The organism is Streptomyces sp. NPDC016677 (assembly GCF_055562815.1).
On the sequence record NZ_JBVHEO010000001.1, the window covers coordinates 980,932 to 1,004,082 of the forward strand.

Here is a 23,151-nt window from a genome sequence, read left to right on the forward strand (position 1 = left end):
GGAACTGAGGGATTCATGGGACTCACCATCGGCGTCGACATCGGCGGCACGAAGATCGCGGCCGGGGTGGTCGACGAGGAAGGCAACATCCTCTCGACCTTCAAGGTGCCGACCCCCACCACACCCGAGGCCATCGTGGACGCCATCGCCTCGGCGGTGGAGGGAGCGCGCGCCGGGCACGAGATCGTCGGCGTGGGCATCGGCGCGGCCGGTTACGTCAACCGCCAGCGCTCCGAGGTCTACTTCGCGCCCAACATCGACTGGCGCAACGAGCCGCTCAAGGAGAAGGTCGAGGCCCGCGTGGGCCTCCCGGTCGTCGTGGAGAACGACGCCAACGCGGCCGCCTGGGGCGAGTACAAGTTCGGCGCGGGCAAGGGCCACCGCAACGTCATCTGCATCACGCTGGGCACCGGCCTCGGCGGCGGCATCATCATCGGCAACAAGCTGCGCCGCGGCCACTTCGGCGTGGCCGCCGAGTTCGGCCACATCCGCATGGTGCCCGACGGCCTGCTGTGCGGCTGCGGCTCGCAGGGCTGCTGGGAGCAGTACGCCTCAGGGCGTGCCCTGGTGCGCTACGCCAAGCAGCGCGCTAACGCCACCCCGGAGCGCGCCGAGACACTGCTCGGCCTCGGCGACGGCACCCCCGACGGCATCGAGGGCAAGCACATCTCCATGGCCGCCCGGCAGGGCGACCCGGTCGCCGTCGACTCCTACCGCGAGCTGGCCCGCTGGGCCGGCGCGGGCCTCGCCGACCTGGCCTCGCTCTTCGACCCGTCGGCGTTCATCGTCGGCGGCGGTCTGTCGGACGAGGGCGACCTGGTCCTCGACCCGATCCGCAAGTCGTACAAACGCTGGCTGGTCGGCGCCCACTGGCGCCCGGTCGCCGACGTGATCGCGGCCCAGCTGGGCAACAAGGCCGGGCTCGTGGGAGCGGCCGACCTGGCCCGCGAACCGGACCCGGTCATGTAACAAGGGCCACGGACATGCCCTCAGGGGCGCGGGGGCCGTATCGATGGGCGGCTGACGCCGCGTGGCGCGACAAGCCCCGACGAACCGGCACTCGCGCACGCCCCCCGCGCCCCGCCCCAGTGGGCGTACATTGATCGCCATGCCGTCGCTCGACAACCTCCCCGACTCCCGCACGGAACCCGACGGTTCCGCCGTCATCCGCGTCCTGAGCTACAACATCCGCTCGATGCGCGACGACACCGGCGCCCTCGCCCGCGTCATCGGGGCCTGCGCCCCCGACCTGGTCCTCCTCCAGGAGGCCCCCCGCTTCTTCCGCTGGCGCAAGAAGCTGGCCCGTCTCGCGGCCGCCTCCGGCCAGGTGATCCTCTCCGGCGGCGGCACCGCCGCGGGGCCCGCGCTGCTGTGCTCCCTGCGCGCCACCGTCGAGCGCACCGAGGACGTCCTGCTGCCGCTCACCCCCGGCCAGCACCGCAGGGGCTTCGCCACCGCCGTCGTCCGCTTCGGCGGCGCCCGCGTCGGCGTCCTCAGCTGCCACCTGTCCCTCCAGAAGGACGAGCGCTACGAGCAGAGCGGCCTGCTCCTCGACCGGCTCGCCGCCCTCGGCGTCCCGCACGCCGTCGCCGGCGGCGACCTCAACGAGCGCCCCGACGGTCCCGCGTTCCGGCGGATCGCCAAGGACCTCCAGGACTGCTGGGCCACCGCCCCCTGGGGCGACGAGCACACCTCGACCCCCAGCCGCCCGCACCAGCGCATCGACGCCCTCTTCGCCACCCCGGGCGTCGAGGTGATCGCCTGCGGCGTGCCGCGCGACCTGCCCGGCGTACGGGAAGACGACCTGAGGGCGGCCACGGACCACCTGCCGGTCCTGGCCGCCCTCAGAATCCCCGCGAGTCTCCAGCCCTGACCGGCCCCCGCGTCAGACCACCGCGCCCCGACCGGGATCGTCGTCCTCGTCGTCGTCCGTGCGCATCCGCGCCACCAGCGTGGCGAAGCCACCGAGGAAGCCACCGATGCACACGGTCGCCAGCCACCAGGTCATCTCCCAGCCCAGCAGGATCGCCACCAGCAGCAGGAGCGGGCCGCCCAGCACACCGAGCCAGGCGAACCGGGCGGTGACGTCGCCCTCCGGCAGCGGCGGCGGCTCGGGCGGCACGAAGTGACCCTCGTCGTCCTCGCCGAGGTCGTCCTCGGCGGGCTCGGCGAGGCTGTGGTCGCGCGGACCGACCCCCGGCGCGAACGCGACCGAGCTGCCCAGCGGCTTGGCCGGGGCGGGTTCCCCCGGCTTCTCGGGCTTCCCGGGCTTCTCGGCGGGCTCCGGTGCCTCGCCGCCGTCGTTGGTCTGCGGCTCCAGCAGCGCCAGGTCCTCGACCGACTTGAACGGCTTGGCGCCCGGCGGGTCCGGCGGCTCCTCGCCGTAGCCGGCGACGATCGCGGCCCAGGCGGCGTCCTCGTCGAACGGCACGTTCTGCTCCTGCGGGGCGCCCGTGTCCGTACCCTCGCGCTCTCCGCGTTCTCCGCGCTCCTCGCGGTCCTCACGGTCGGAGTCGTGCTCAGCCACCTGCGGCCGTCCCTTCCTTGCCGAGACCGGGCTCCGGCTCCCTGACGAGACCGGGGGCGAGCCGGGCGACGAAGGCGATGCTCTCCGCGTGGATCCGGTCCGCGTCGTGGTCCAACGTCGCCACGTGGTAGCTCTGTTCCAGCAGGATCTCCGTCACGTCCACCGACGACACCCGGCCCAGGATCCGGGCCGAGTCGGCGGGCGGCACCACATGGTCGCGCGGGCTGCGCATCAGCAGCAGCGGCTGGGTGACCTGCGGCAGATCACGGTCGACGACCCGGAAGAAGTCGCGCAGGGAGTACGCCGCGTGCAGCGGCACCCGGTCGTATCCCAGTTCGGCGCTGTTCGGCTTGGCGATGTCGCTGGCGATGCCCTTGGTGGCCGGCACCAGGTGGCGGACCACCGGGAGGGCGTGCGGCGCCAGGCCGTGCATGCGGTTGGCCGGGTTGACGACCATGACACCGCTCACCGCGTCGCCGTGCCGCGCCGCCAGCCGCAGCGCCAGCGCGCCGCCCATCGACAGCCCCGCCACGAACACCCGGGAGCACCGCTCGCGCAGCGCGCGCAGCTCGCGGTCCACCTCGGCGTACCAGTCGGGCCAGCCGGTGAGCTGCATGTCCTGCCAGCGGGTGCCGTGTCCGGGCAGCAGCGGCAGCGCGACCGTCAGTCCGTGCCCGGCCAGCTGCCGGGCCCAGGGGCGCAGTGACTGCGGGGAACCGGTGAAGCCGTGACAGAGGAGGACGCCTGCTTCCCCGCCCTCCTGGCGGAACGGCTCGGCTCCTGCGAGGACCGGCACGTCTTTGACTCCTGTTCGTCAAGGGGCTGGCGCGGCGGGCACGTCGGGGTGCGGGTACTTCACGGTACGCGACCCCACGGACACCGACCAGGGCCGCAGGGCCCTTTGCCGGTGCTCCGGGTTATGGTCTGTGCGACACACACAGGAGGCACTCGGTTGTTGTACGGCGCGATGAAGGTCACCGTCGGCGGTTCGCTGAAGCTAGCCTTCCGACCCTGGGTGGAGGGCCTGGAGCACGTTCCCGCTACCGGGCCCGCCATCCTGGCCAGCAACCACCTGTCGTTCTCCGACTCGTTCTTCCTGCCGGCGGTCCTCGACCGCAAGGTCACCTTCATCGCCAAGGCCGAGTACTTCAACACGCCGGGCGTCAAGGGACGGCTGACCGCCGCGTTCTTCAAGGGCGTCGGCCAGCTCCCGGTGGACCGCTCCGGGGCGCGCGGTGCCGGCGAGGCCGCGATCAAGAGCGGCATAGAGGTCCTGGAGCGCGGCGAGCTGTTCGGCATCTACCCCGAGGGCACCCGCTCGCCCGACGGCCGCCTCTACCGCGGCAAGCCGGGCGGCCTCGCGCGCGTGGCGCTCGCCACCGGCGCTCCCGTCCTCCCGGTCGCCATGATCGACACCGAGAAGATCCAGCCGCCGGGCAAGGTGGTCCCCAAGCTGATGCGTCCCGGCATCCGCATCGGCAAGCCGCTGGACTTCACCCGCTACCAGGGCATGGAACACGACCGGTTCGTGCTCCGCGCGGTGACCGACGAGGTCATGTACGAGATCATGAAGCTCTCCGGTCAGGAGTACGTCGACATGTACGCGACCGCCATGAAGCGGCAGCTCGCGGACGCGGCGAAGGCGGAGAAGGAAGCGGAGAAGGAGGCGGCCAGGGAGGCCAAGGAGGCCAGGGCCGCCCTCGCCCGCGCGGAGAAGGAACAGGCCGAGAAAGAGCGCGCCGCGCAGGCGCGCGACGGGGACGCGAGCCCCGGGTCCTGACCGGGACCCGGACGGGGGTGGGGGAGATGGCCAGGCGCGAGCGGGTCATGCGGATGTCGGTCGAGCAGCCCCTGTGGCGCGCGCTGACCGCCTACCGCGTGCTCACCATGGTCTACGCGATCGGTCTCTTCACCTCCGCCTACGAGCACTTCACCCGCCCCTGGCTCGCCGTCGGCTACTACGTCGTCCTGGCCGGCTGGACGCTCGCCACCCTCCCGCGGGTCGCGAACGCCGCCGCCTGCACCAAGCGGTTCCTCACCCTCGACCTCACCGTCGCCCTCACCGGCATCCTGCTCACCCCGCTCGCCGACGCCCACGAGCGCGTCACGGCCGGCGGTCCGACCCTGCCGTCGATTTGGACCGCCGGCTCCGTCCTCGCCTTCGCCGTCAAGGGCGGCTGGCGCTGGGCCGCCGTCGCCTCCACCCTGGTCGCCGCCGCCAACCTGGTCGAGCGCGGCAGCCCGGCCCGTGACACCGTCCACAACGTCATGCTCGTCTGGGTGGCCGCCATCGCCATCGGCTACGTCGTCGAGGTCGCCCGCGCCTCCGAGCGCACCCTCGCCCGCGCCCTGGAGATCGAGGCCGCCACCCGGGAGCGGGAGCGCCTCGCCCGGGACATCCACGACAGCGTGCTCCAGGTGCTGGCCATGGTGCAGCGGCGCGGCGCCGTCCTCGGCGGCGAGGCGGCCGAGCTGGGCCGGATGGCCGGCGAGCAGGAGATCGCCCTGCGCACCCTCGTCTCCGGCGGCCTGGTCCCCGTCTCCCGGGTGTCGGAGGACGCCGCCGAGGGCGCCGTCGTACGGGCCGTCGACGAACCCGCGGACCAGGACCCGGACGCCCCCGCCGACCTGCGCACCCTGCTCGCCCCGTACGCCGGCGCCCGCGTCAGCCTCGCCGAGCCCGGAGCGCCCGTGGAACTGGCCCCCGCCGCCGCCCGGGAGGTCGCGGCGGCCGTTGGCGCCGCCCTGGACAACGTCCGCGCGCACGCCGGCGAGCACGCGCGCGCGTGGATCCTCGTCGAGGACGAGCCGGACGAGGTGATCGTCACCGTCCGCGACGACGGCCCCGGCATCCCCGAGGGCCGCCTCGCCCAGGCCGAGGGCGAGGGACGGATGGGTGTGGCCCTGTCGATCCGGGGGCGCCTGCGCGACCTCGGCGGCTCGGCCGAACTGATCTCGGTGCCGGGCCAGGGCACGGAGGTCGAGCTGAAGGTACCGAAGGACGCGACGGGCGTGCCGCACGCGCACGCGCGGGGGAAGGCGGCAGGACGTGACTGAACAGCGGGGGCCGATCAAGGTCATGGTGGTCGACGACCACCCCATGTGGCGCGACGCGGTCGCCCGGGACCTGGCCGAGTCCGGCTTCGAGGTGGTCGCCACCGCCGGCGACGGCGACCAGGCCGTACGCCGGGCCAGGGCCGCCGCGCCCGACGTCCTCGTCCTCGACCTCAACCTGCCCGGAAAGCCCGGCGTCCAGGTCTGCAAGGAGGTCGTCGGCGCCGACCCCCGGGTGCGCGTCCTGGTGCTGTCCGCGAGCGGCGAGCACGCCGACGTCCTGGAGGCCGTGAAGTCCGGCGCCACCGGCTATCTCCTGAAGTCCGCCTCGACCGGCGAACTCCAGGACGCCGTCCGCCGCACCGCCGCCGGCGATCCTGTCTTCACCCCGGGCCTGGCCGGACTGGTGCTCGGCGAGTACCGCCGCCTCGCCTCCGAACCGGCCCCCGCCCCCGACACCGACACCCCCGGCGCGCCCCGCCTCACCGACCGCGAGACCGAGGTACTGCGGCTGGTCGCCAAGGGCCTGAGCTACAAGCAGATCGCCGAACGCCTGGTCATCTCGCACCGCACCGTCCAGAACCACGTCCAGAACACCCTCGGCAAACTCCAGCTGCACAACCGCGTGGAACTGGTGCGGTACGCGATAGAGCGGGGTCTGGACGACGCCTGACCCGCGGGTCCGGACGACGCCTGACCCGCGGGTCCGGACGGCGCCTGGCCCGCGCGTCCGGCCGAGCGGCGCCGCCGCGCCGGGCGCCCCGCGGCCGGGCGCCCTATATTCGGGAGCACCAGCCCAGCGAGACGGGAGCGTCCGCGTGGAGATCCTCGCCTTCGGAGTGCAGGCCGACGAGCAGCCCCTCATCGAGCGGGCCTTCGCGGGCCGCGCCGAGGTCCGCTGCCTCGACGTCTTCCTCAACGAGGACACCGCCCCCATCGCCGCAGGGCACGAGACCGTCTCCACGTCGGTCAACGCCGACCTCGGCGCGTCCGTCCTGGAGATCCTCGCGGCGGGCGGCACCCGGATGGTCGCCCAGCGCTCCACCGGCTTCAACAACATCGACCTGGACACCGCCGAGCGCCTCGGCCTGACCGTCGCCCGCGTCTCGTCCTACTCGCCGTACTCGGTCGCCGAGTTCGCCTGGGCGCTCGCGATGGCCGTCAACCGCCGTATCGTGCGCGCCTCCACCCGCACCCGTGACTTCGACTTCCGCCTGAACGGCCTGATGGGCCGCGACATGCACGGCCGCACCGCCGGCGTCCTCGGCACCGGCAGGATCGGCGAGGCGTTCGCCAGGATCGCCCACGGCTTCGGCATGCGGCTGCTCGGCTGGGACGTGGCGGAGAACCCCGCCTGCCTGGAGCTGGGCATGCGCTACGTCCCCAAGGCCGAACTCCTCGCCGCCTCCGACCTGGTCACCCTGCACGTCCCCCTGATGCCCGAGACCCGCCACCTGATCGACGCCGCAGCCCTGAAGGCGATGCGGGACGACGCGATCCTGGTCAACTCCAGCCGCGGCGGCCTCGTCGACACCGCAGCCCTCGTCGGCGAGCTGCGCGCGGGCCGCTTCACGGGCGTCGGCCTGGACGTGTACGAGGCGGAGGCGGGCCTGTTCTTCCTCGACAAGTCCCTCACGGCCGTCGAGGACGACACCCTGGCCCGCCTCGTCACCTTCCCGAACGTCCTGGTCACCTCGCACCAGGCGTACTACACCGAGGACGCCGTCGGCCAGATCGTCGACGCCACGGTGCGCAACGTCCTGGACTACCGGGCCGGCCGCCGCTCGGAGAACGTGCTGGTGCCGCGCAGCTGACCCACCAGCTCCCGCACCACCGCCGCGCCGTTCAGCGACAGCACCGACTCGGGGTGGAACTGCACGGACGCGAAGCCGGCCCCGCGCAGCGCGTGCACCTCCCCGCCCGCCGACCGGCTGACCTCGATCCCGTGCGCGGTCAGCTCCTCGTACTCCTCGTCGTCGCAGCGCGCCACGAAGCTGTTGTAGAAGCCGACGGTCTCCCGCCGCCCGAACAGGTCGATCTCCGTCTGCGCCCCCTGGTACGGCACTTCCTTCCGTACGATGTCCAGCCCCAGCTCGGCCGCGATCAGCTCGTGCCCGAGGCAGACCCCGAGCACCCCGTGCCGGTGCTCGCGCACGAGGCCGGCGGTGAGCGAGCGCAGCAGCCGCATCTTGGGATCGGTCAGGTCGGCGGGGTCGCCGGGGCCCGGCCCGAGCACCACCGGCCCGGCATCGTGCCCGAGCACCGCCGCCCGCAGCCCCGGTTCGTCGTACCGCCGGACGGTCACCTCCAGGCCGCCCGAGCGCAGCACGTGCGCCAGCATCGCCGTGAAGGTGTCCTCCCCGTCGACGACCAGGGCGTGCCCGGTCAGTTCCCCGGAGCGCTCCTGCATCCGCAGCCAGAACGGCGCCAGCGACGAGCGGCGCCCGTCCAGCGTGGCCCGCACCCGGGGGTCGTCGGCCAGCCCGGGCCGCGTGGTCGGCCGGCCGGGCCGTCCCGGCCGCACGCCGAGGGCGGCGAGCACCCCGGCCGCCTTGGCGTGGGTCTCCGCGACCTCGCCGGCCGGGTCGGACCCGCGCACCAGTGTCGCCCCGACCGGTACCCGCAGCCGCCCGTCCGCGTCGATGGAGGCGGTGCGGATGAGGATCGGCGAGTCGAGGGTCTGGGCGCCCGAGGAGTCCCGCCCGATCAGCGCCAGCGCCCCCGCGTAGTAGCCCCGCCCGCCGTTCTCGTGCCGCTCGATGACCCGGCAGGCGTTCTGCACCGGCGACCCGGTCACCGTCGCCGCGAACATCGTCTCCCGCAGGACGTCCCGCACGTCCAGCGAGGACCTCCCGCGCAGCTCGTACTCGGTGTGCGCGAGGTGCGCCATCTCCTTCAGGCGCGGTCCGACGACGACGCCGCCCATGTCGCCGACGGTGCACATCATCTTCAGCTCCTCGTCGACCACCATCGACAGTTCCTCGATCTCCTTGGCGTCGGCGAGGAAGCCGAGCAGGTGCTCGGGGGTGGGGCCCTCGGCGGGATAGCGGTACGTCCCGCTGATCGGGTTCATGACGACCGTGCCGCCGCGCATCCGCACGTGCACCTCGGGGCTGGCTCCGACCAGCGTCCGGTCCCCGGTGTGCACCACGAACGTCCAGTACGCGCCCCGCTCGCCCGCCAGCAGCCGCCGGAACAGCGCCAGCGCGTCGGCCCGTCCGAACCCCGGGATCTCGCCCCGGTAGGTCCGCCGGATCACGAAGTTGGCGCCCTCGCCCCGCCCGATCTCCTCCGCCAGCACCCGTCCGACGATCCCGGCGTACTCCTCGTCACCGACGTCGAAGCCACCGCCCTCGACCCGGACGTCGTGCGCGGGGAGCTGTTCCAGGGCGGCGGCGAGCGGGATCTCGTACCGCTCCTCGGGGGTGAGCGCCAGCAGCGGGGTGCCGTCGTCGCGGACGTCGAAGCCGCGCTCGCGGATCTGGCGGAAGGGGATCAGCGCCAGGCAGTCGTCGGGGAGGCCGGCGAGCCGGTCGTACTCCGCGACCGGCCCGCGCAGCAGTTCCACCGTGTCCTGGTCGTGCCCGGGGGTGCGGCGCCGCAGCAGGGCGAAGGGGCGGGGGTCGTCGAGGAGGTCCAGCAGGTGTTCCATCGGTCGTCGTGTTCCTTCTGTGAAGGAGAGACGGACCCGGAGCCGAAAACACCGAAGGCCGCCTCTCGGGCGGCCTTCGCGAAGTGTGAGTACGCGCAGTCAGTGGGCCGCCACAGGAGCGGTCCACCACCAGTTCTGGGTCGAATGCGCGAACATGCCACGCACCCTACCGCATGCCCACGCTGCGTATCCGTCGTCTCATTTTCTGGTCACCGGCCGGAGGGCCCGACATCACCCCGTAATGTTGAGGTCGTGACCGTGAACGCTAAGACCAGCGCGAGCGCTGGCAACACCTGGCGAGACCTGCCCGCGGCGCAGCAGCCCGAGTACCCCGACACCGAGGCTCTGCGCGCAGTCGTTGCGGAGCTGGAGTCGTATCCGCCGCTCGTCTTCGCGGGCGAGTGCGACCAGCTGCGCGCCCGGATGGCGGCCGTCGCCAAGGGAGAGGCGTTCCTCCTCCAGGGCGGCGACTGCGCCGAGGCGTTCGACGGGGTCTCGGCCGACCACATCCGCAACAAGCTCAAGACGCTGCTCCAGATGGGCGCCGTCCTCACCTACGCCGCGTCCGTGCCGGTCGTGAAGGTCGGCCGGATCGCGGGCCAGTACTCCAAGCCGCGCTCCAAGCCGACCGAGACGCGCGACGGCGTGACGCTGCCGACGTACCGGGGCGACTCGGTCAACGGCTTCGACTTCACCGAAGAGGCCCGCATCCCGGACCCCGAGCGGCTGAAGCGGATGTACCACGCGTCCGCCTCCACGCTGAACCTGGTGCGCGCCTTCACCACCGGCGGCTACGCCGACCTGCGCCAGGTGCACGCCTGGAACCAGGACTTCGTCAAGTCGTCCCCGTCGGGCCAGCGCTACGAGCAGCTCGCCCGGGAGATCGACAACGCGCTGAACTTCATGCGGGCCTGCGGCACCGACCCGGAGGAGTTCAAGACCGTCGAGTTCTACGCCTCCCACGAGGCGCTGCTGCTCGACTACGAGTCCGCGCTGACCCGCGTGGACTCCCGTACGGGCCAGCTGTACGACGTCTCCGGGCACATGGTGTGGATCGGTGAGCGCACCCGGCAGATGGACCACGCGCACATCGAGTTCGCCTCGAAGATCCGCAACCCGATCGGCATCAAGCTCGGTCCGTCGACCACGGCCGAGGAGGCGCTCCAGTACATCGAGCGCCTCGACCCCGAGCGCGAGCCCGGCCGGCTGACCTTCATCGTCCGGATGGGCGCGGACAAGATCCGCGACAAGCTCCCGGAGCTGGTGGAGAAGGTCACCGCGTCCGGTACCACGGTCGCCTGGGTGACCGACCCGATGCACGGCAACACCTTCGAGGCCGCCTCCGGCCACAAGACGCGCCGCTTCGACGACGTGCTCGACGAGGTCAAGGGCTTCTTCGAGGTCCACAAGGAGCTGGGCACCCACCCCGGCGGCATCCACGTGGAGCTGACCGGCGACGACGTCACCGAGTGCGTGGGCGGCGGCGACGAGATCTTCGTCGACGATCTGCACCAGCGCTACGAGACGGCCTGCGACCCGCGGCTCAACCGCAGCCAGTCGCTGGACCTGGCGTTCCTGGTGGCGGAGATGTACCGGGACCAGTAGGGCAGCCGCTTCGCGGAAGCAGCGGAAGCAAATGGGGCGCGGGTCACATACGATCCGCGCCCCCGCCGCTGTCGCGGTACCTGAGAGATGGGTAAGGTTAGGTTTGCCTCACCGGCACGGCCGGTAGGGCGCGACCATGACCCCGCCCGGGAGGTGAACCGCGTGTTCGTCTGCTCTTGCTTCGGTGTGACCGAGGAACAGGTGAAGTCCCACGCGGACGCCGGCGCCTGCACGCCCCGGCAGATCGCCTCCGCCTGCAAGGCCGGCACCGACTGCGGCGGCTGCGTCCGGCGCATCCAGGCGCTGCTCGGCCGCGGCGCCTGCCCCCGCCGGCAGCTGATCGACCAGGGTGCGCCGACCCCGCTGACGGCGGAGCTTCCGGAAGCCGCCTGAGCCACCTCGGTGGGGCTCGGACGGCGGAGCCTGTTCAGTGGGTCGAGAAACCGCCGGTGCCCGGTCCTGACGCGTCCGGCTGGGACTGCTCGATCACCGTCGACAGGTACAGCGACTCGCCCAGCTTCTCGATCAGTTCGAGCTGGGTGTCCAGGTAGTCGATGTGGTGCTCCTCGTCGGCGAGGATCGCCTCGAAGACGTTCGCGGACGTGATGTCGTTCTTGCTCCGCATCACCGCGATGCCCCGGCGCAGCCGGTCGATGGCCTCGACCTCGATCTCCCGGTCCGCCTGGAACATCTCGGTGACCGTCTGCCCGACCCGGACGTGGAAGAGCCGCTGGTAGTTCGGCAGACCGTCCAGGAGCAGGATGCGGTCGGTGAGGACCTCCGCGTGGCGCATCTCGTCGAAGGACTCGTGACGCGTGTACTCGGCGAGCTTCGTCCAGCCCTTGTGATCCTGCAGTTTCGAATGCAGGAAGTACTGGTTGATCGCGGTCAGCTCGGCGGTCAGCTGCTCGTTGAGGAATTCGATGACCTCGGGGTCGCCCTGCATCGCAGAGACTCCTTCCACACGAAAACTGGCAGGTTGCGCCGCATGATTGCATTGGTTCCCAAGATCGTCCAGTAAGTCTGCACTTAGTAAGTAAGTCCTGGCTTAGTAAATTTTGCGGCTTATTGCCGGAATTCAAGACTGACTTTAAATGGGCCCGTTCTTGGACAACGGCCCCGGTCTGTCAGGATGGAGCCATGGGTCAGCCGGTGGGACACGAGTCGGGGGAAGGTGCTTCGAGAGGGGCGGCACAGCCCGACCTCCCGCCGGGGCAGCGGCTCCAGCGCGGCTGGCCGGTCACGCACTACGGGCCGGTCCCCAAGTTCCGGCCCGAGCGCTGGGAGTTCCGGGTCTTCGGCGCCACCGCCGACGGCGAGAAGCACTGCTGGAACCACGAGGAGTTCACCGCCCTGCCGTACACCACGGTCGTGGGCGACCTGCACTGCGTGACCAAGTTCAGCATGCTCGGCGCCGAGTGGGGCGGCATCCCCGCCCGTACGCTCCTCGGCCTCGCCCCGCCCGCGCCTTCCGTCACCCATGTGATGGTGTGGGCGGAGTACGGCTTCAGCTCCAACCTGCGCCTGTCCGACTTCGCGGCGGAGCGCACCCTCTTCGCCACCCACAAGGACGGCGAACTGCTCACCGCCGAGCACGGCTTCCCGCTCCGGCTGGTCGTGCCGCACCTGTACGCCTGGAAGGGCCCGAAATGGGTCCGCGGCATCGAGTACATGACCGCCGACCGCCGCGGCTTCTGGGAGGAGCGCGGCTACCACAACATCGGCGACCCGTGGCGCGAGCAGCGCTACTCCTACCAGGAGGAGCCGGGGGAGGGGCCCGAGCTGTAGGCGCCCCGGCCGCGGGGCCTCAGCCGTCCCGGAGCTTCTTCAGGCGCTCCACGTCCGCCGCGTGCCCCTCCTTGCCGCCGGGCGTCTCGATGACCAGCGGTACGCCCGCGGTCGCGGGGTGCGCCATCAGCTCGCGGAACGGGTCCTCGCCGATGTGACCGGCGCCGATGTTGGCGTGCCGGTCCTTGTGGGCGCCGGCCACGTCCTTGGAGTCGTTGGCGTGGATCAGCTTCAGCCGGCCCTCGCCGACGGTGTCCACCAGCAGGTCCAGGGTCTGCCGCGTGCCGTCCGGGCCGGCCAGGTCGTGCCCGGCGGCGAAGATGTGGCAGGTGTCCAGGCACACGCCCAGCCTGGGGTGGGCGTCCAGCGCCTCGAAGTAGGGCCCGAAGTCCCAGGTCCGGGCGCACAGTGAGGCGCCCTGCCCGGCGGTCGACTCCAGCAGCAGGTACGGGTCGTCGTCGTGGGTCAGCTCGTCCAGGAGCGGCAGCAGGCGCTCCCGTACCTGCGCCAGCGCCACCGCCCGCTCCCGGCCGCCGGTCGCGCTGCCGGTGTGCACCACCACGCCGAGGGCGCCGATCTCCCGGCCCCGGCGCAGCGAGTGCCGCAGCGACTCGACCGACTTCTCCACGGTCGCCTCGGTGTGCGAACCGAAGTTGATCAGGTACGGGGCATGTACGTAGGCGGGGATCGACTCCGCCGCGCAGGCCGCGCGGAACGCCTCGTCCTGCTTCGGGTTGCCGACGGGGGTGGCCCAGCCGCGCGGGTTGGCGACGAAGACCTGGACGGCCTCGGCCTTCAGGTCGCGGGCGTAGGGCAGGCCCACGGAGTGCAGGCCGCCGGCGACGGGGACGTGGGCGCCGACGGGGTTGCGGCGGGCGGGCGGGGGCGAAGGTGGTGTGCTCATGTCCTGGTCCAGGATGCCAGGCCGGCCGCGGGGCGGTCGCCGGCGCGTCTTCAGCGGACGGGCGGTGCGACCGTCAGCGGATCGTCAGGGTGATCTTGGAACCCTTCGGCGCCGTGTCACCGCCCTCGACGGACTGGCTCTTGACGGTGTCGCCGAACAGGCCGAGCAGTCCGCGGTCCTCCTCGACCTCGAAACCTGCCTCCTCCAGCTCCTGCCGCGCGTCGTCGACGCTGTCACCGACCACGTCCGGGACCTCGATCCGCTCCGGGCCCTCGGAGACCGTCAGCGTCACCGTGTCGCCCTCGGCGACCCGCTCGCCGTCGGCGGGCGACTGCCGCGCGACCTGGCCCGCGTCGTAGTCGTCGGAGTTCACCCTCTCCGCGGCGACCTCCACCTTCAGGCCGGCGTCCTCCAGTTCGGCGCGCGCGTCCTCCAGGTCGTCGCCGGTGACGTCCGGGACGTCCACCGCCCGGCCCTTGCTGACGGTGAGGGCGACGGCCGATCCGGCGCGCACCGTGGTGCCCGCCCCGGGGTCGGTGGAGATCACGAAGCCCTCGGGGACGTCGTCGCTGAAGGCGCGGGTGACCATGCCGGGCTCCAGCCCGTCCTCCTTCAGCACGGACTCGGCCCGGTCCAGGCGGTAGCCCTCCACATCGGCCAGCTCGACCGTCTTCGGCCCGTCGGAGACGGTGAACGACACGGAGTCGTTGTTCCGGATACGGGTGCCGGCCGTCGGGTCGGTGCTGATGACAGCGCCGCGCTCCACCGTGTCGCTGTACGCGTGCTTGATGTCGCCGACGTCCAGGCCGGACTTCTCCAGCCGGGCCTTGGCCTGCGCCTCGGTCTTCTCCAGCAGCGGCGGGACCTCGGTGAACTGTCCCGAGTTGATGTACCAGACGCCCGCGCCGACGCCGAGCGCCAGCAGGACGGCGACGACGATCGCCAGCGGGCCGCGCCGCAGACCGGGGCCGCGCCGCGGCGGGGGCGGCGGGTCCAGTCTGCTGGTGCGGTCGTAGCCGTCCGCGGCAGGCGCCTCCTCCTCGTTCACCGGCAGCGGACGGATCATGGTCAGCGCGCGCGGGATCACGCTCGTACGGTCGTCCGCGTTGTCGTGCGCGCCGGACAGCGCCTGCGGCGGTACGGCGTCCAGCTGGCCGGCGGTGAGCGCCGCGCGCGCCTCGCGGGCCCGCGCGAGCAGCGCCACCGCGTCGTGCGGGCGGATCTCGGGGTTGCGCGCGGTCGCCGCGGCGACCAGGTCGTCCAGCTCGTACGCCAAGTCCGGCACGGCGGCGGACGGCGGCGGCACGTCCTCGTTGAGGTGCTGGTAGAGCACCTGGGCGGGGGAGTCCCCGTGGTGCGGCTTGGCGCCGGTCAGCATCTCGTACAGGACCACACCGCACGCGTAGACGTCGACGCGCGGGTCGGCGGTGCCGTGCTCGATCTGCTCGGGCGCCAGGTAGGAGACGGTGCCCAGGACGGCGCCGGTGGTGCTGGTGACCGTGTTGACGGCGCGGACCAGGCCGAAGTCGGCGACCTTGACCCGGCCGTCGTCCCCGATCAGCACGTTCTCCGGCTTCATGTCGCGGTGCACGAACCCCGCGCGGTGCGCTGCGCCTAGCGCGGCCAGGATCGGCTCCAGGATGTCCAGGGCGGCCCGGGGCCGCAGCGCCCCGCGCTCGCGCAGCACGTCCCGCAGGGTGCAGCCGGAGACGTACTCCATCGCCAGGTAGACGTAGCCCCCGTCGGTGCCCTGGTCGAAGACCTGGACGACGTTGGGGTGGGCGAGCCGGGCGACCGACTTGGCCTCGCGGATGAACCGCTCGACGAACGTGCCATCGGCCGCCAGCGTCGGGTGCATCACCTTCAGCGCGAGCACACGGTCCAGGCGGGTGTCCACGGCCCGGTAGACCGTGGCCATCCCGCCGACCGCGATCCGCGCGTCTACGCGGTACCGGCCGTCGAGCCGCTGCCCGACCAGAGGGTCCTGAAGGGTCGTGTCCACGCAGGTGAGTGTACGAGCCGTCGCCGACAGACGGCTGTGTACGACCGCCGCCCGGGCGCTCCCGCGACCGACCTGTGACGCACCCCACGCGGCGGCCGGCCGGTCGCCGGCCGCCTCCCGGCTCAGAACGCGGGCCGCTCCGGGTCCAGGGCTGCCATGCCGGACGTCGGGGAGGAGGCCTCGGCGAAGTGCCGGCGCGGGATGCGTCCCGCCCGCCGGGCCAGCCGGCCGGCCTCCACCGCGTGCCGCATCGCCTCCGCCATGAGGACCGGCTCCTGCGCCCGGGTCACCGCCGAGGCGAGCATCACACCCGCGCAGCCCAGCTCCATCGCCAGCGCCGCGTCCGACGCCGTACCGGCCCCGGCGTCCAGGATCACCGGCACGCGCGCCTGCTCGACGATCAGCTGGAAGTTGTGCGGGTTGCGGATGCCGAGCCCGGAACCGATCGGCGAGCCCAGCGGCATGACCGCCGCGCAGCCGACGTCCTCCAGCTTGCGCGCCAGCACCGGGTCGTCGTTGGTGTACGGCAGCACCGTGAAGCCGTCGTCGACCAGGGTCTCGGCCGCGTCCAGCAGCTCGACCGGGTCCGGCAGCAGGGTGCGCTCGTCGGCGATGACCTCCAGCTTGACCAGGTCGGTGCCGAGGGCCTCGCGCGCCAGGCGGGCGGTCAGCACGGCCTCCCCGGCGGTGAAGCAGCCCGCCGTGTTGGGCAGCACTCGGATGCCGAGCTTCTCCAGCACCGACAGCACGGACCCGTGCACGGACGGGTCCACGCGCCGCATGGCGACCGTCGTCAGCTCGGTCCCGGACGCCACCAGGGAGCGCTCCAGCACGTCGAGGCTGGGCGCCCCGCCGGTGCCCATGATCAGGCGGGACGTGAAGGACGTACCGCCGAGGACGAAGGGATCGTCGGCCATGGTGCTCAGCCTCCTTGCACGGCGGTGAGGACTTCGACGCGGTCGCCGTCGGACAGCGCGGTGTCCGACCACCGCGCGCGCGGGACGACGGTTTCGTTGAGGGCGGCGGCCACCCCGGACGGCGCCTCGGTGAGGGTCCGTACGAGGGTGTCGAGCGCCGTTCCGGGGGACACCTGGCGTGGCTCCCCGTTGACCGAGATGCTGATGCTCATGCGGGCTGCTCCGTGGGTGCGGGGGCGGTCGCGGAGGCGGGTGCCTGGACGGGTGCCTGGACGGGGGCCTGGGTGGCTGCCCGGGTGGGTGCCTTGGAGGGTGCCTGGAAGGGCGCCTGGAAGGGTGCCTGGGTGGTGCCGAACCGGCCGGGGGTGAAGGGGCGGGCCTCCTCGGGCAGCTCGCCGGTGGTCAGGACGTGCGCCATGACGTCGCCGGTGACCGGTGTGAGCAGCACGCCGTTGCGGAAGTGTCCGGTGGCCAGCAGCAGGCCGTCCAGGGCGGTCGGGCCGAGCAGCGGCGCGTTGTCCGGGGAGCCGGGGCGCAGTCCGGCGAGGGTCTCCGTCAGGGGCAGTTCGGTGATGCCCGGGACCAGCTCGTGGGCGTCGCGCAGCAGCTCGTAGACGCCGCCGGCGGTGACGGTCGTGTCCCAGCCCAGCTCCTCGCTGGTGGCGCCGACGACGAGTTCGCCGCTCTCGCGGGGCACCAGGTAGAGCGGGTTGCCGCGGACCACCGCGCGGAGGGTGCGGTGGAGCAGGGGCGGCCGTCCCGGCGGCATCGTGAGCCGCAGCACCTGGCCCTTCACGGGCCGCACCGGCGGCAGCACGTCCTCCGGTACGCCCGCCAGACGGCCGCTGAGGCTGCCCGCGGCCAGGACGACCTGCCCGGCCGCCAGGGCGGTGCCGTCGGCCGTCACGAGGCCCGTGACGCGGTCCTGGACGACGGTCAGCCGCTCGGCCGTGGTCCGGTGGAAGCGCACGCCCGCCCGTGCGCAGGCGGTCAGCAGCGCCGCGGCCAGCCGCCGGGGGTCGATCTGGTGGTCGCCGTCCACCCGCAGCCCCCCGCGCACGCCCGGCGCGAGCATCGGCTCCAGGCGCCGGCAGTCGCGCCCCGACAGCCACTCGGACTCCAGCCCCGACTGCCGCTGGAAGGCGTGCAGCTCCCGCAGGTGCGCCCGGTCGTCGGAGTCCAGCGCGACGGCCAGGGTGCCGCAGCGGCGGTAGCCGAGGTCGTGCCCGGTGGCCTCGGACAGCTCGGCGGCGAAGGCGGGGTAGCGGCGGACCGAGGCGAGGTTCAGGGCGAGCAGGGTCTGCTCGCCGTAGTGCAGCTCGGTGACGGCGGCCAGCATCCCGGCCGCCACCCGGGCGGCCCCGCCGCCCGGCGCCGGGTCCACCACCGCCGTGACCAGCCCGCGCTGCGCGGCCCGCCACGCGGTGACCAGGCCGATGATCCCGCCCCCCACGATCAGGACGTCGGGTGCGTCGGACGCCTCGGACACGGGTGATGTGGGTGACGCGGGTGACATGGGTGACATAGGCGTCCAGCCCCTCCCTTCGCCGGCATGACCCGGATCAGGTTCGTACGGTCGGAGGCCGCCAGCCTCCCTCTCAGCCCGGTGCGTCCGGGCTCCCGCGAGTGCCTTACGTTGGCCACCCTAACGGTTCGATGTCCGCCTCTGTAAGGGAGTGTCCGCCGGTGGCACGTTCGCTCGACGGTCTCGTGTTCGCCCCGGTCGCCGACCAGGCACCCGGCCAGGTCGGCACCCGTACCCGCTTCGCCTACCACGAGCGGGACGGCGCCGTCTGGGCCGAGTACGCCGGCGGCGATGTGGTCCGCGGGCACCTGGTGGGGACGCGCGAGGGGGACCGGCTCGACTTCCGGTACGTGCAGCTCAGGACGGACGGCTCCACGGCCGGCGGGCACTGCGTGTCGCACGTCGTCGGCCTGCCGGACGGGCGGGTGCGGCTGGAGGAGAGCTGGGAGTGGGAGTCGGCGGAGGGCAGCGGCACCAGCGTGGTGGAACAGGTCCGGTGACGGGGCGGGCAGGTGCGGCAGGTGCGGCAGGTGCGCGGCAGGTGTGCAGCAGGTCACTGAACGTGCCCCCTGACCGACAGTGAGTCAGGTGTCTAAGGTGATCGGGTGAGCGAGCAGACGCAGGAGCGAGGCGGCTCCGCGCGGCGCGTGGTCGTCGTGGGCGCGGGCATGGCCGGCGTGCAGACGGCGGTCGCCCTGCGCGAACAGGGCTTCACCGGCACCGTCACACTGATCGGCGCCGAACCGCACCAGCCGTACGACCGGCCCCCGCTGTCCAAGGCCGTCCTGCTGGGCACCGCCGAGGGCTCCGCCTTCGACGTCGACTTCGAGGCGCTCGGCATCGAGCTGCGGCTCGGGCGGGAGGCGCTCGGCGTCCGCCCCGGCGAGCACCTGCTGGACACCTCCGCGGGGCCGGTGCCGTACGACTCCCTGGTCCTCGCGACCGGCGCCGAGCCGCTGCGGCTGCCCGGCGCCGAGGGCGTGGCCGGCGTCCATCTGCTGCGCACCCTGGACGACGCCGAGCGGCTGCGCCCGGTGCTCGCCCGGCAGCACGACATCGTGGTCGTCGGCGCGGGCTGGATCGGCGCGGAGTTCGCCACCGCCGCGCGGGAGGCCGGGTGCGCGGTGACCGTCGTGGAGGCCGCCGGCCGGCCGCTCGCCGGGGCGCTGCCCGCCGAGGTCGCCGCCCCGATGGCCGGCTGGTACGCCGACGCGGGCGCGGTCCTGCGCACCCACGCGCGCGTGGAGCGCGTCGAACCGGGCGCCGTGGTCCTCGACGACGGCACGCGCGTGCCCGCCGGCGCGGTCGTCGTCGGCATCGGCGCCCGGCCCGCCACCGCCTGGCTGGCCGGTTCCGGGATCGTCCTCGGCCCCCACGGCGAGGTCCTGGCCGACGACCGCCTGCGCACCTCCGCCCCCGACGTCCACGCCGTGGGCGACTGCGCCTCCTTCCCCTCCGGCCGGTACGGGGAGCGGCTGCTCGTGCACCACTGGGACAACGCCCTCCAGGGGCCGCGCACGGTGGCCGCCGACATCATCGGTGCCGCCACCGGGGAGCCGCCGCCGGTGTACGACCCGGTGCCGTACTTCTGGTCCGAGCAGTTCGGCCGCTTCGTCCAGTACGCCGGGCACCACCCGGCCGGCGACACCCTGGTCTGGCGCGGCGACCCGGCCGGGCCCGCCTGGACCGTCTGCTGGCTGCGCGCGGACCGCCTCGTCGCGCTGCTGGCGGTGGGCCGGCCCCGGGACCTGGCCCAGGGCCGCCGGCTGATCGAGTCGGGCGCGGCGCTGGACGCGCGGCTCCTCGCGGACCCGGCCAGGCCGCTGAAGTCGGCGGTGGCGTGACGGGGGAGCGGGGTCCCGGAGCCAGGGATCACGGGGTGCGCTCCCGGCGCGTCCGCGCTGGTCGGAGGGGTCCGGCTTCCGCGTGTCAGTGGCAGATGGCAGGCTTGAGGGGTGACCGAGATTGACGCAAAGATCGATGCTCTCGTCCCTGCCTGGCTCACCCTTCCCGACATCGCCGAGATGCTCGACGTCGAGGTGACCCGGGTGCGGCAGCTGGTCAAGGACGGCCAGCTCATCGCCGTACGCCGCGGTGAGAACCGCGCGCTGCACGTCCCCGCGGCCTTCATCGACGGCGACAAGGTCGTCAAGGGCCTGTCCGGGACGCTGACGCTGCTGCGGGACGACGGCTTCACGGACGAGGAGATGCTGGAGTGGCTCTTCACGCCGGACGACAGCCTGCCCGGTACGCCGGCGCAGGCCCTCAGTGAGAACCGCGGCACGGAGGTGAAGCGCCGCGCCCAGGCGCTGGCGGTCTGACCTGCCCGCCGGCCCCCTCCGGCGTGCGGGCCGCGCCCCGCACGCCGTCGGGCGGGGCCGGCCCCGCTTGCCCGGCCCCGCCCGAACGGGGCCGCTCTCCATCCATCACCCACACGGGGGACGCACCACCCATGCCCGGAACCGCCGCCACCGCCGCCCGCGCCCGCCTCGCCGACGCCCGCCTCTACCTCTGCACGGACGCCCGCAAGCGCCAGGGCGACCTGCCGGAGTTCCTGGACGCGGTGCTGGCCGGCGGCGTCGACATCGTGCAGCTGCGGGACAAGGGCATGGAGGCCGCGGAGGAACTGGAGCACCTCTCCGTGTTCGCCGAGGCCTGCGCCCGGCACGGCAAGCTCCTCGCGGTCAACGACCGGGCGGACGTCGCCCACGCCGCCCGCGCCGACGTACTCCACCTCGGCCAGGGCGACCTCCCGGTGCCCGCCGCCCGCGCGATCCTCGGAGACGACGTCCTCGTCGGCCGCTCCACCCACGCCGAGTCAGAGGCCGCCGCCGCTGCCGCGCAGGGCGGCGTGGACTACTTCTGCACCGGCCCCTGCTGGCCCACCCCCACCAAGCCCGGCCGCCACGCCCCCGGCCTGGACCTGGTCCGGTACGCCGCCTCCCTCCGCACCGACCGCCCCTGGTTCGCCATCGGCGGCATCGATCTGGGCAACCTGGACCAGGTCCTCGACGCGGGCGCCCGCCGGGCCGTCGTGGTCCGCGCGCTCACCGAGGCCGACGACCCGGGCGCGGCGGCGGCCGAGTTCGCCAAGCGGCTCAGGAGCGCCGCCGATGTCCAAGGGATGGACAAGTAGCCGACAATACGGACAATTCTTCGACTCCGGTTGGGTGACCGGGGACCCCTGGTTAACCTGCCGGTATGGCCCTCGGAACGGCATCGACCAGGACTGATCACGCGCGCACCGTTCGCGACATGCTCGCGACCGGAAAGACGACGTACTCGTTCGAGTTCTGGGCGCCCAAGACGGAGAAGGGCGAGCGCAACCTCTGGAACGCGCTCCGCAGGGTCGAGGCGGTGGCCCCCAGCTTCGTCTCCGTGACCTACGGCGCGGGCGGCTCCACCCGGGCCGGCACCGTGCGGGCGACCGAGCGGATCGCCTCCGACACCACGCTCACCCCGGTCGCGCACCTCACCGCCGTCAACCACTCCGTCGCCGAACTGCGCAACATCATCGGGCAGTACGCCGACGCCGGCATCCGTAACATCCTCGCCGTGCGCGGCGACCCGCCCGGCGACCCGATGGGCGACTGGGTGCCGCACCCCCAGGGCCTGACCTACGCCGCCGAACTCGTCGAACTCATCAAGGAGTCGGGCGACTTCTGCGTGGGCGTGGCCGCCTTCCCGGAGATGCACCCGCGCTCCGCCGACTGGGACGAGGACGTGACGCGCTTCGTCGACAAGTGCCGGGCCGGCGCCGACTACGCGATCACGCAGATGTTCTTCCACCCCGAGTCCTATCTGAGACTGCGTGACAAGGTCGTCGCGGCGGGCTGCGAGACCCCCGTCATCCCCGAGGTCATGCCGGTGACCAGCGTGAAGATGCTGGAGAGGCTGCCGCAGCTCAGCAACGCCTCGTTCCCCGATGATCTGAAAGAACGGATCCTCACAGCAAAGGACGATCCGACCGCTGTACGCTCCATTGGCATCGAGTTCGCCACGGAGTTCTGCGCGCGGCTACTGGCCGAAGGTGTGCCCGGGTTGCACTTCATCACGCTCAACAACTCCACGGCGACGCTGGAAATCTACGAGAACCTGGGCCTGCACCGCTCACCGCGGGCCTAGACCGGCCGCACGTACATACGACACACTGCGTAGCGGTCACTGGGAGAGGGGCGTACATGGGCTGGGCGGTCCTCTACATCGCGTTCGGCATCGTCGCGTTGTGGCTGCTCGGTGAGGTGCTGCTGCAGTACAAGGCGCGCCTGCGCTGGCGGCTGCTGGCCTTCGCCGGGTTCCTCGGTGTGGTGCTCGGCGTGCTGATCCCGTCGGTCGTCGTCATCGCGCTCGGCGCGATCGCCTTCGCGACCGGCCAGACCTACGTCACCCTGTCGTTCCGCCGCGGCTTCGCGGAGGGGTGGGCTGTCCAGGCCCCGGCGGGCCTCGTCGGCAGCAAGCGCCGCCGCCCCGAACCGGACCGGCCCGAACCGGAGTTGCGGGTCCCGGGCCCGGAGGCGGCCGAGCCGGGCCCCGGCGGCGAGCACCCGCCCGCCGGCCCCGACGGCGCCTCCTCCCTCCAGGACACCGCCGCGTACGGCTACGGGCGCGACGACCAGGACGACGTTTTCGCCTCCGGGCGCCCCACCGACACCCCGGCCGAGGGAACCCCCGTCTACCAGCCGCTGCCGATGCCCGACGACACCGGCACCTACGGCACCTACGACACGGCGGGCTACGGCGGCCAGGACCAGCAGCAAGCCCCTGCCGCGCAGACCGCGGACGGCTCCTACTCCTACGACTACTCCGGCTACGGCCAGCAGCAGTCCTACGGCTACGACGCCACCGGCCAGGAGCAGTACGCCGCCTATTCCGACCCGTACATCGGCACCCACACCTACGGCGGCACCGGGTACGACACCGGCTACGACACCGGGCAGCAGCAGGGGTACGCCCCGCAGGGTTACGGGCAGCAGGAGCAGTACGGCACCGGCGGCTACGGCGGCGAGACCCCGGCCGGCGGGGTGTGGGTCCCGCAGCAGCGCAGCACCGACGACGCGTACGGCGGCGACCTCCCGCCGGAGCAGCCCTATCCCTACCAGGGGGACGGGCAGCACGGGTCACACGGGCAGCCGCAGGGCGGCCAGGGGTACGACGAACAGCAGTACCGGTACTGACCG

At 72.9% G+C, this 23,151-nt stretch carries 25 protein-coding genes and 1 riboswitch; of the genes, 15 read left to right on the plus strand and 10 right to left on the minus strand.

Features of this window, described 5'->3' with window-relative positions:
* Positions 1-15: 15 nt before the first annotated feature.
* Positions 16-969, plus strand: coding sequence for an ROK family glucokinase (locus ACZ3IG_RS04310; protein ID WP_467428825.1), 954 nt, complete (start codon positions 16-18; stop codon positions 967-969).
* A 139-nt stretch (positions 970-1,108) separates the two neighbouring features.
* Positions 1,109-1,873 (plus strand): endonuclease/exonuclease/phosphatase family protein, encoded by a 765-nt coding sequence (locus tag ACZ3IG_RS04315; protein ID WP_467428827.1) that lies wholly within the window; start codon positions 1,109-1,111, stop codon positions 1,871-1,873.
* Positions 1,874-1,885: 12 nt separating this feature from the next.
* Here the strand turns inward: ACZ3IG_RS04315 and ACZ3IG_RS04320 are convergent, their stop codons facing one another.
* Both ACZ3IG_RS04320 and ACZ3IG_RS04325 read right to left on the minus strand, forming a co-directional pair.
* On the minus strand, positions 1,886-2,527 hold the full coding sequence (locus ACZ3IG_RS04320; protein ID WP_467428829.1) for a hypothetical protein: 642 nt from the start codon (positions 2,525-2,527) through the stop codon (positions 1,886-1,888).
* The gene (locus ACZ3IG_RS04325) at positions 2,520-3,323 is read right to left on the minus strand and encodes an alpha/beta hydrolase (protein WP_467428831.1); all 804 of its coding nucleotides are present in this window, start codon (positions 3,321-3,323) and stop codon (positions 2,520-2,522) included. Before ACZ3IG_RS04325 ends, ACZ3IG_RS04320 begins: the two co-directional genes overlap by 8 nt.
* Before the next feature lie 171 nt (positions 3,324-3,494).
* Here ACZ3IG_RS04325 and ACZ3IG_RS04330 point away from each other — a divergent pair, with 171 nt between their 5' ends.
* The 4 genes from ACZ3IG_RS04330 to ACZ3IG_RS04345 all read left to right on the plus strand — a co-directional run bounded on the left by ACZ3IG_RS04330 (position 3,495) and on the right by ACZ3IG_RS04345 (position 7,395).
* On the plus strand, positions 3,495-4,307 hold the full coding sequence (locus ACZ3IG_RS04330; protein ID WP_467429194.1) for a lysophospholipid acyltransferase family protein: 813 nt from the start codon (positions 3,495-3,497) through the stop codon (positions 4,305-4,307).
* Positions 4,308-4,333: 26 nt separating this feature from the next.
* Positions 4,334-5,584 (plus strand): MacS family sensor histidine kinase, encoded by a 1,251-nt coding sequence (gene macS, locus ACZ3IG_RS04335; protein WP_467428833.1) that lies wholly within the window; start codon positions 4,334-4,336, stop codon positions 5,582-5,584.
* Between the two features lie 22 nt (positions 5,585-5,606).
* Positions 5,607-6,254: a response regulator gene (locus ACZ3IG_RS04340; RefSeq protein ID WP_467429196.1), complete on the plus strand. Its 648-nt coding sequence runs from the start codon at positions 5,607-5,609 to the stop codon at positions 6,252-6,254.
* 145 nt (positions 6,255-6,399) lie between these two features.
* Positions 6,400-7,395, plus strand: a complete 996-nt coding sequence (locus ACZ3IG_RS04345) for a 2-hydroxyacid dehydrogenase (RefSeq protein WP_467428835.1) — start codon at positions 6,400-6,402, stop codon at positions 7,393-7,395.
* Here ACZ3IG_RS04345 and ACZ3IG_RS04350 read toward each other — a convergent pair.
* Both ACZ3IG_RS04350 and ACZ3IG_RS04355 read right to left on the minus strand, forming a co-directional pair.
* Positions 7,347-9,233, minus strand: coding sequence for an anthranilate synthase family protein (locus ACZ3IG_RS04350; RefSeq protein ID WP_467428837.1), 1,887 nt, complete (start codon positions 9,231-9,233; stop codon positions 7,347-7,349). The two genes, ACZ3IG_RS04345 and ACZ3IG_RS04350, sit on opposite strands and share 49 nt — an antisense overlap.
* 99 nt (positions 9,234-9,332) lie before the next feature.
* Positions 9,333-9,389, minus strand: coding sequence for a trp operon leader peptide (locus tag ACZ3IG_RS04355; protein ID WP_462707615.1), 57 nt, complete (start codon positions 9,387-9,389; stop codon positions 9,333-9,335).
* Positions 9,390-9,485: 96 nt separating this feature from the next.
* Between ACZ3IG_RS04355 and ACZ3IG_RS04360 the strand changes: the two genes are divergently transcribed.
* Complete coding sequence (locus ACZ3IG_RS04360; RefSeq protein WP_215167843.1) at positions 9,486-10,838, plus strand: class II 3-deoxy-7-phosphoheptulonate synthase; 1,353 nt, start codon at positions 9,486-9,488, stop codon at positions 10,836-10,838.
* A 162-nt stretch (positions 10,839-11,000) separates the two neighbouring features.
* Complete coding sequence (locus ACZ3IG_RS04365) at positions 11,001-11,231, plus strand: (2Fe-2S)-binding protein (protein ID WP_215167844.1); 231 nt, start codon at positions 11,001-11,003, stop codon at positions 11,229-11,231.
* A 34-nt stretch (positions 11,232-11,265) separates the two neighbouring features.
* Here ACZ3IG_RS04365 and bfr read toward each other — a convergent pair whose 3' ends face one another.
* Positions 11,266-11,784: a bacterioferritin gene (gene bfr, locus ACZ3IG_RS04370; RefSeq protein WP_215167845.1), complete on the minus strand. Its 519-nt coding sequence runs from the start codon at positions 11,782-11,784 to the stop codon at positions 11,266-11,268.
* 194 nt (positions 11,785-11,978) lie between these two features.
* Here bfr and ACZ3IG_RS04375 point away from each other — a divergent pair, with 194 nt between their 5' ends.
* Entirely contained in the window at positions 11,979-12,626 is a 648-nt protein-coding gene (locus ACZ3IG_RS04375) for a sulfite oxidase-like oxidoreductase (RefSeq protein ID WP_467428839.1), read from the plus strand.
* Between the two features lie 19 nt (positions 12,627-12,645).
* Here ACZ3IG_RS04375 and ACZ3IG_RS04380 read toward each other — a convergent pair whose 3' ends face one another.
* From ACZ3IG_RS04380 to thiO, 5 genes are all read right to left on the minus strand, one after another.
* Positions 12,646-13,530 carry a deoxyribonuclease IV gene (locus tag ACZ3IG_RS04380; protein ID WP_467428841.1) on the minus strand — a complete coding sequence of 295 codons (885 nt, stop codon included), beginning with the start codon at positions 13,528-13,530 and terminating at the stop codon, positions 12,646-12,648.
* A gap of 73 nt (positions 13,531-13,603) precedes the next feature.
* Positions 13,604-15,532, minus strand: a complete 1,929-nt coding sequence (gene pknB / locus ACZ3IG_RS04385; protein ID WP_467428844.1) for a Stk1 family PASTA domain-containing Ser/Thr kinase — start codon at positions 15,530-15,532, stop codon at positions 13,604-13,606.
* 122 nt (positions 15,533-15,654) lie between these two features.
* On the minus strand, positions 15,655-16,449 hold the full coding sequence (locus ACZ3IG_RS04390; RefSeq protein WP_467428846.1) for a thiazole synthase: 795 nt from the start codon (positions 16,447-16,449) through the stop codon (positions 15,655-15,657).
* Positions 16,450-16,454: 5 nt separating this feature from the next.
* Entirely contained in the window at positions 16,455-16,655 is a 201-nt protein-coding gene (gene thiS, locus ACZ3IG_RS04395) for a sulfur carrier protein ThiS (RefSeq protein ID WP_467429198.1), read from the minus strand.
* A 2-nt stretch (positions 16,656-16,657) separates the two neighbouring features.
* Positions 16,658-17,965 (minus strand): glycine oxidase ThiO, encoded by a 1,308-nt coding sequence (gene thiO / locus ACZ3IG_RS04400; protein WP_467428848.1) that lies wholly within the window; start codon positions 17,963-17,965, stop codon positions 16,658-16,660.
* Between the two features lie 6 nt (positions 17,966-17,971).
* Positions 17,972-18,083, minus strand: a riboswitch (TPP riboswitch).
* A gap of 52 nt (positions 18,084-18,135) precedes the next feature.
* Between thiO and ACZ3IG_RS04405 the strand changes: the two genes are divergently transcribed.
* From ACZ3IG_RS04405 to ACZ3IG_RS04430, 6 genes are all read left to right on the plus strand, one after another.
* Entirely contained in the window at positions 18,136-18,474 is a 339-nt protein-coding gene (locus ACZ3IG_RS04405; RefSeq protein ID WP_437088237.1) for an avidin-fold protein, read from the plus strand.
* A gap of 105 nt (positions 18,475-18,579) precedes the next feature.
* Entirely contained in the window at positions 18,580-19,818 is a 1,239-nt protein-coding gene (locus ACZ3IG_RS04410) for an NAD(P)/FAD-dependent oxidoreductase (RefSeq protein ID WP_467428851.1), read from the plus strand.
* Positions 19,819-19,929: 111 nt separating this feature from the next.
* On the plus strand, positions 19,930-20,295 hold the full coding sequence (locus tag ACZ3IG_RS04415) for an Rv2175c family DNA-binding protein (protein ID WP_215167853.1): 366 nt from the start codon (positions 19,930-19,932) through the stop codon (positions 20,293-20,295).
* 131 nt (positions 20,296-20,426) lie between these two features.
* Positions 20,427-21,110, plus strand: a complete 684-nt coding sequence (gene thiE / locus ACZ3IG_RS04420; RefSeq protein WP_467428853.1) for a thiamine phosphate synthase — start codon at positions 20,427-20,429, stop codon at positions 21,108-21,110.
* 65 nt (positions 21,111-21,175) lie between these two features.
* The gene (gene metF, locus ACZ3IG_RS04425) at positions 21,176-22,099 is read left to right on the plus strand and encodes a methylenetetrahydrofolate reductase [NAD(P)H] (RefSeq protein ID WP_467428855.1); all 924 of its coding nucleotides are present in this window, start codon (positions 21,176-21,178) and stop codon (positions 22,097-22,099) included.
* Between the two features lie 56 nt (positions 22,100-22,155).
* On the plus strand, positions 22,156-23,148 hold the full coding sequence (locus ACZ3IG_RS04430; protein WP_467428858.1) for an SCO2102 family sporulation regulator: 993 nt from the start codon (positions 22,156-22,158) through the stop codon (positions 23,146-23,148).
* Positions 23,149-23,151 lie beyond the last annotated feature (3 nt).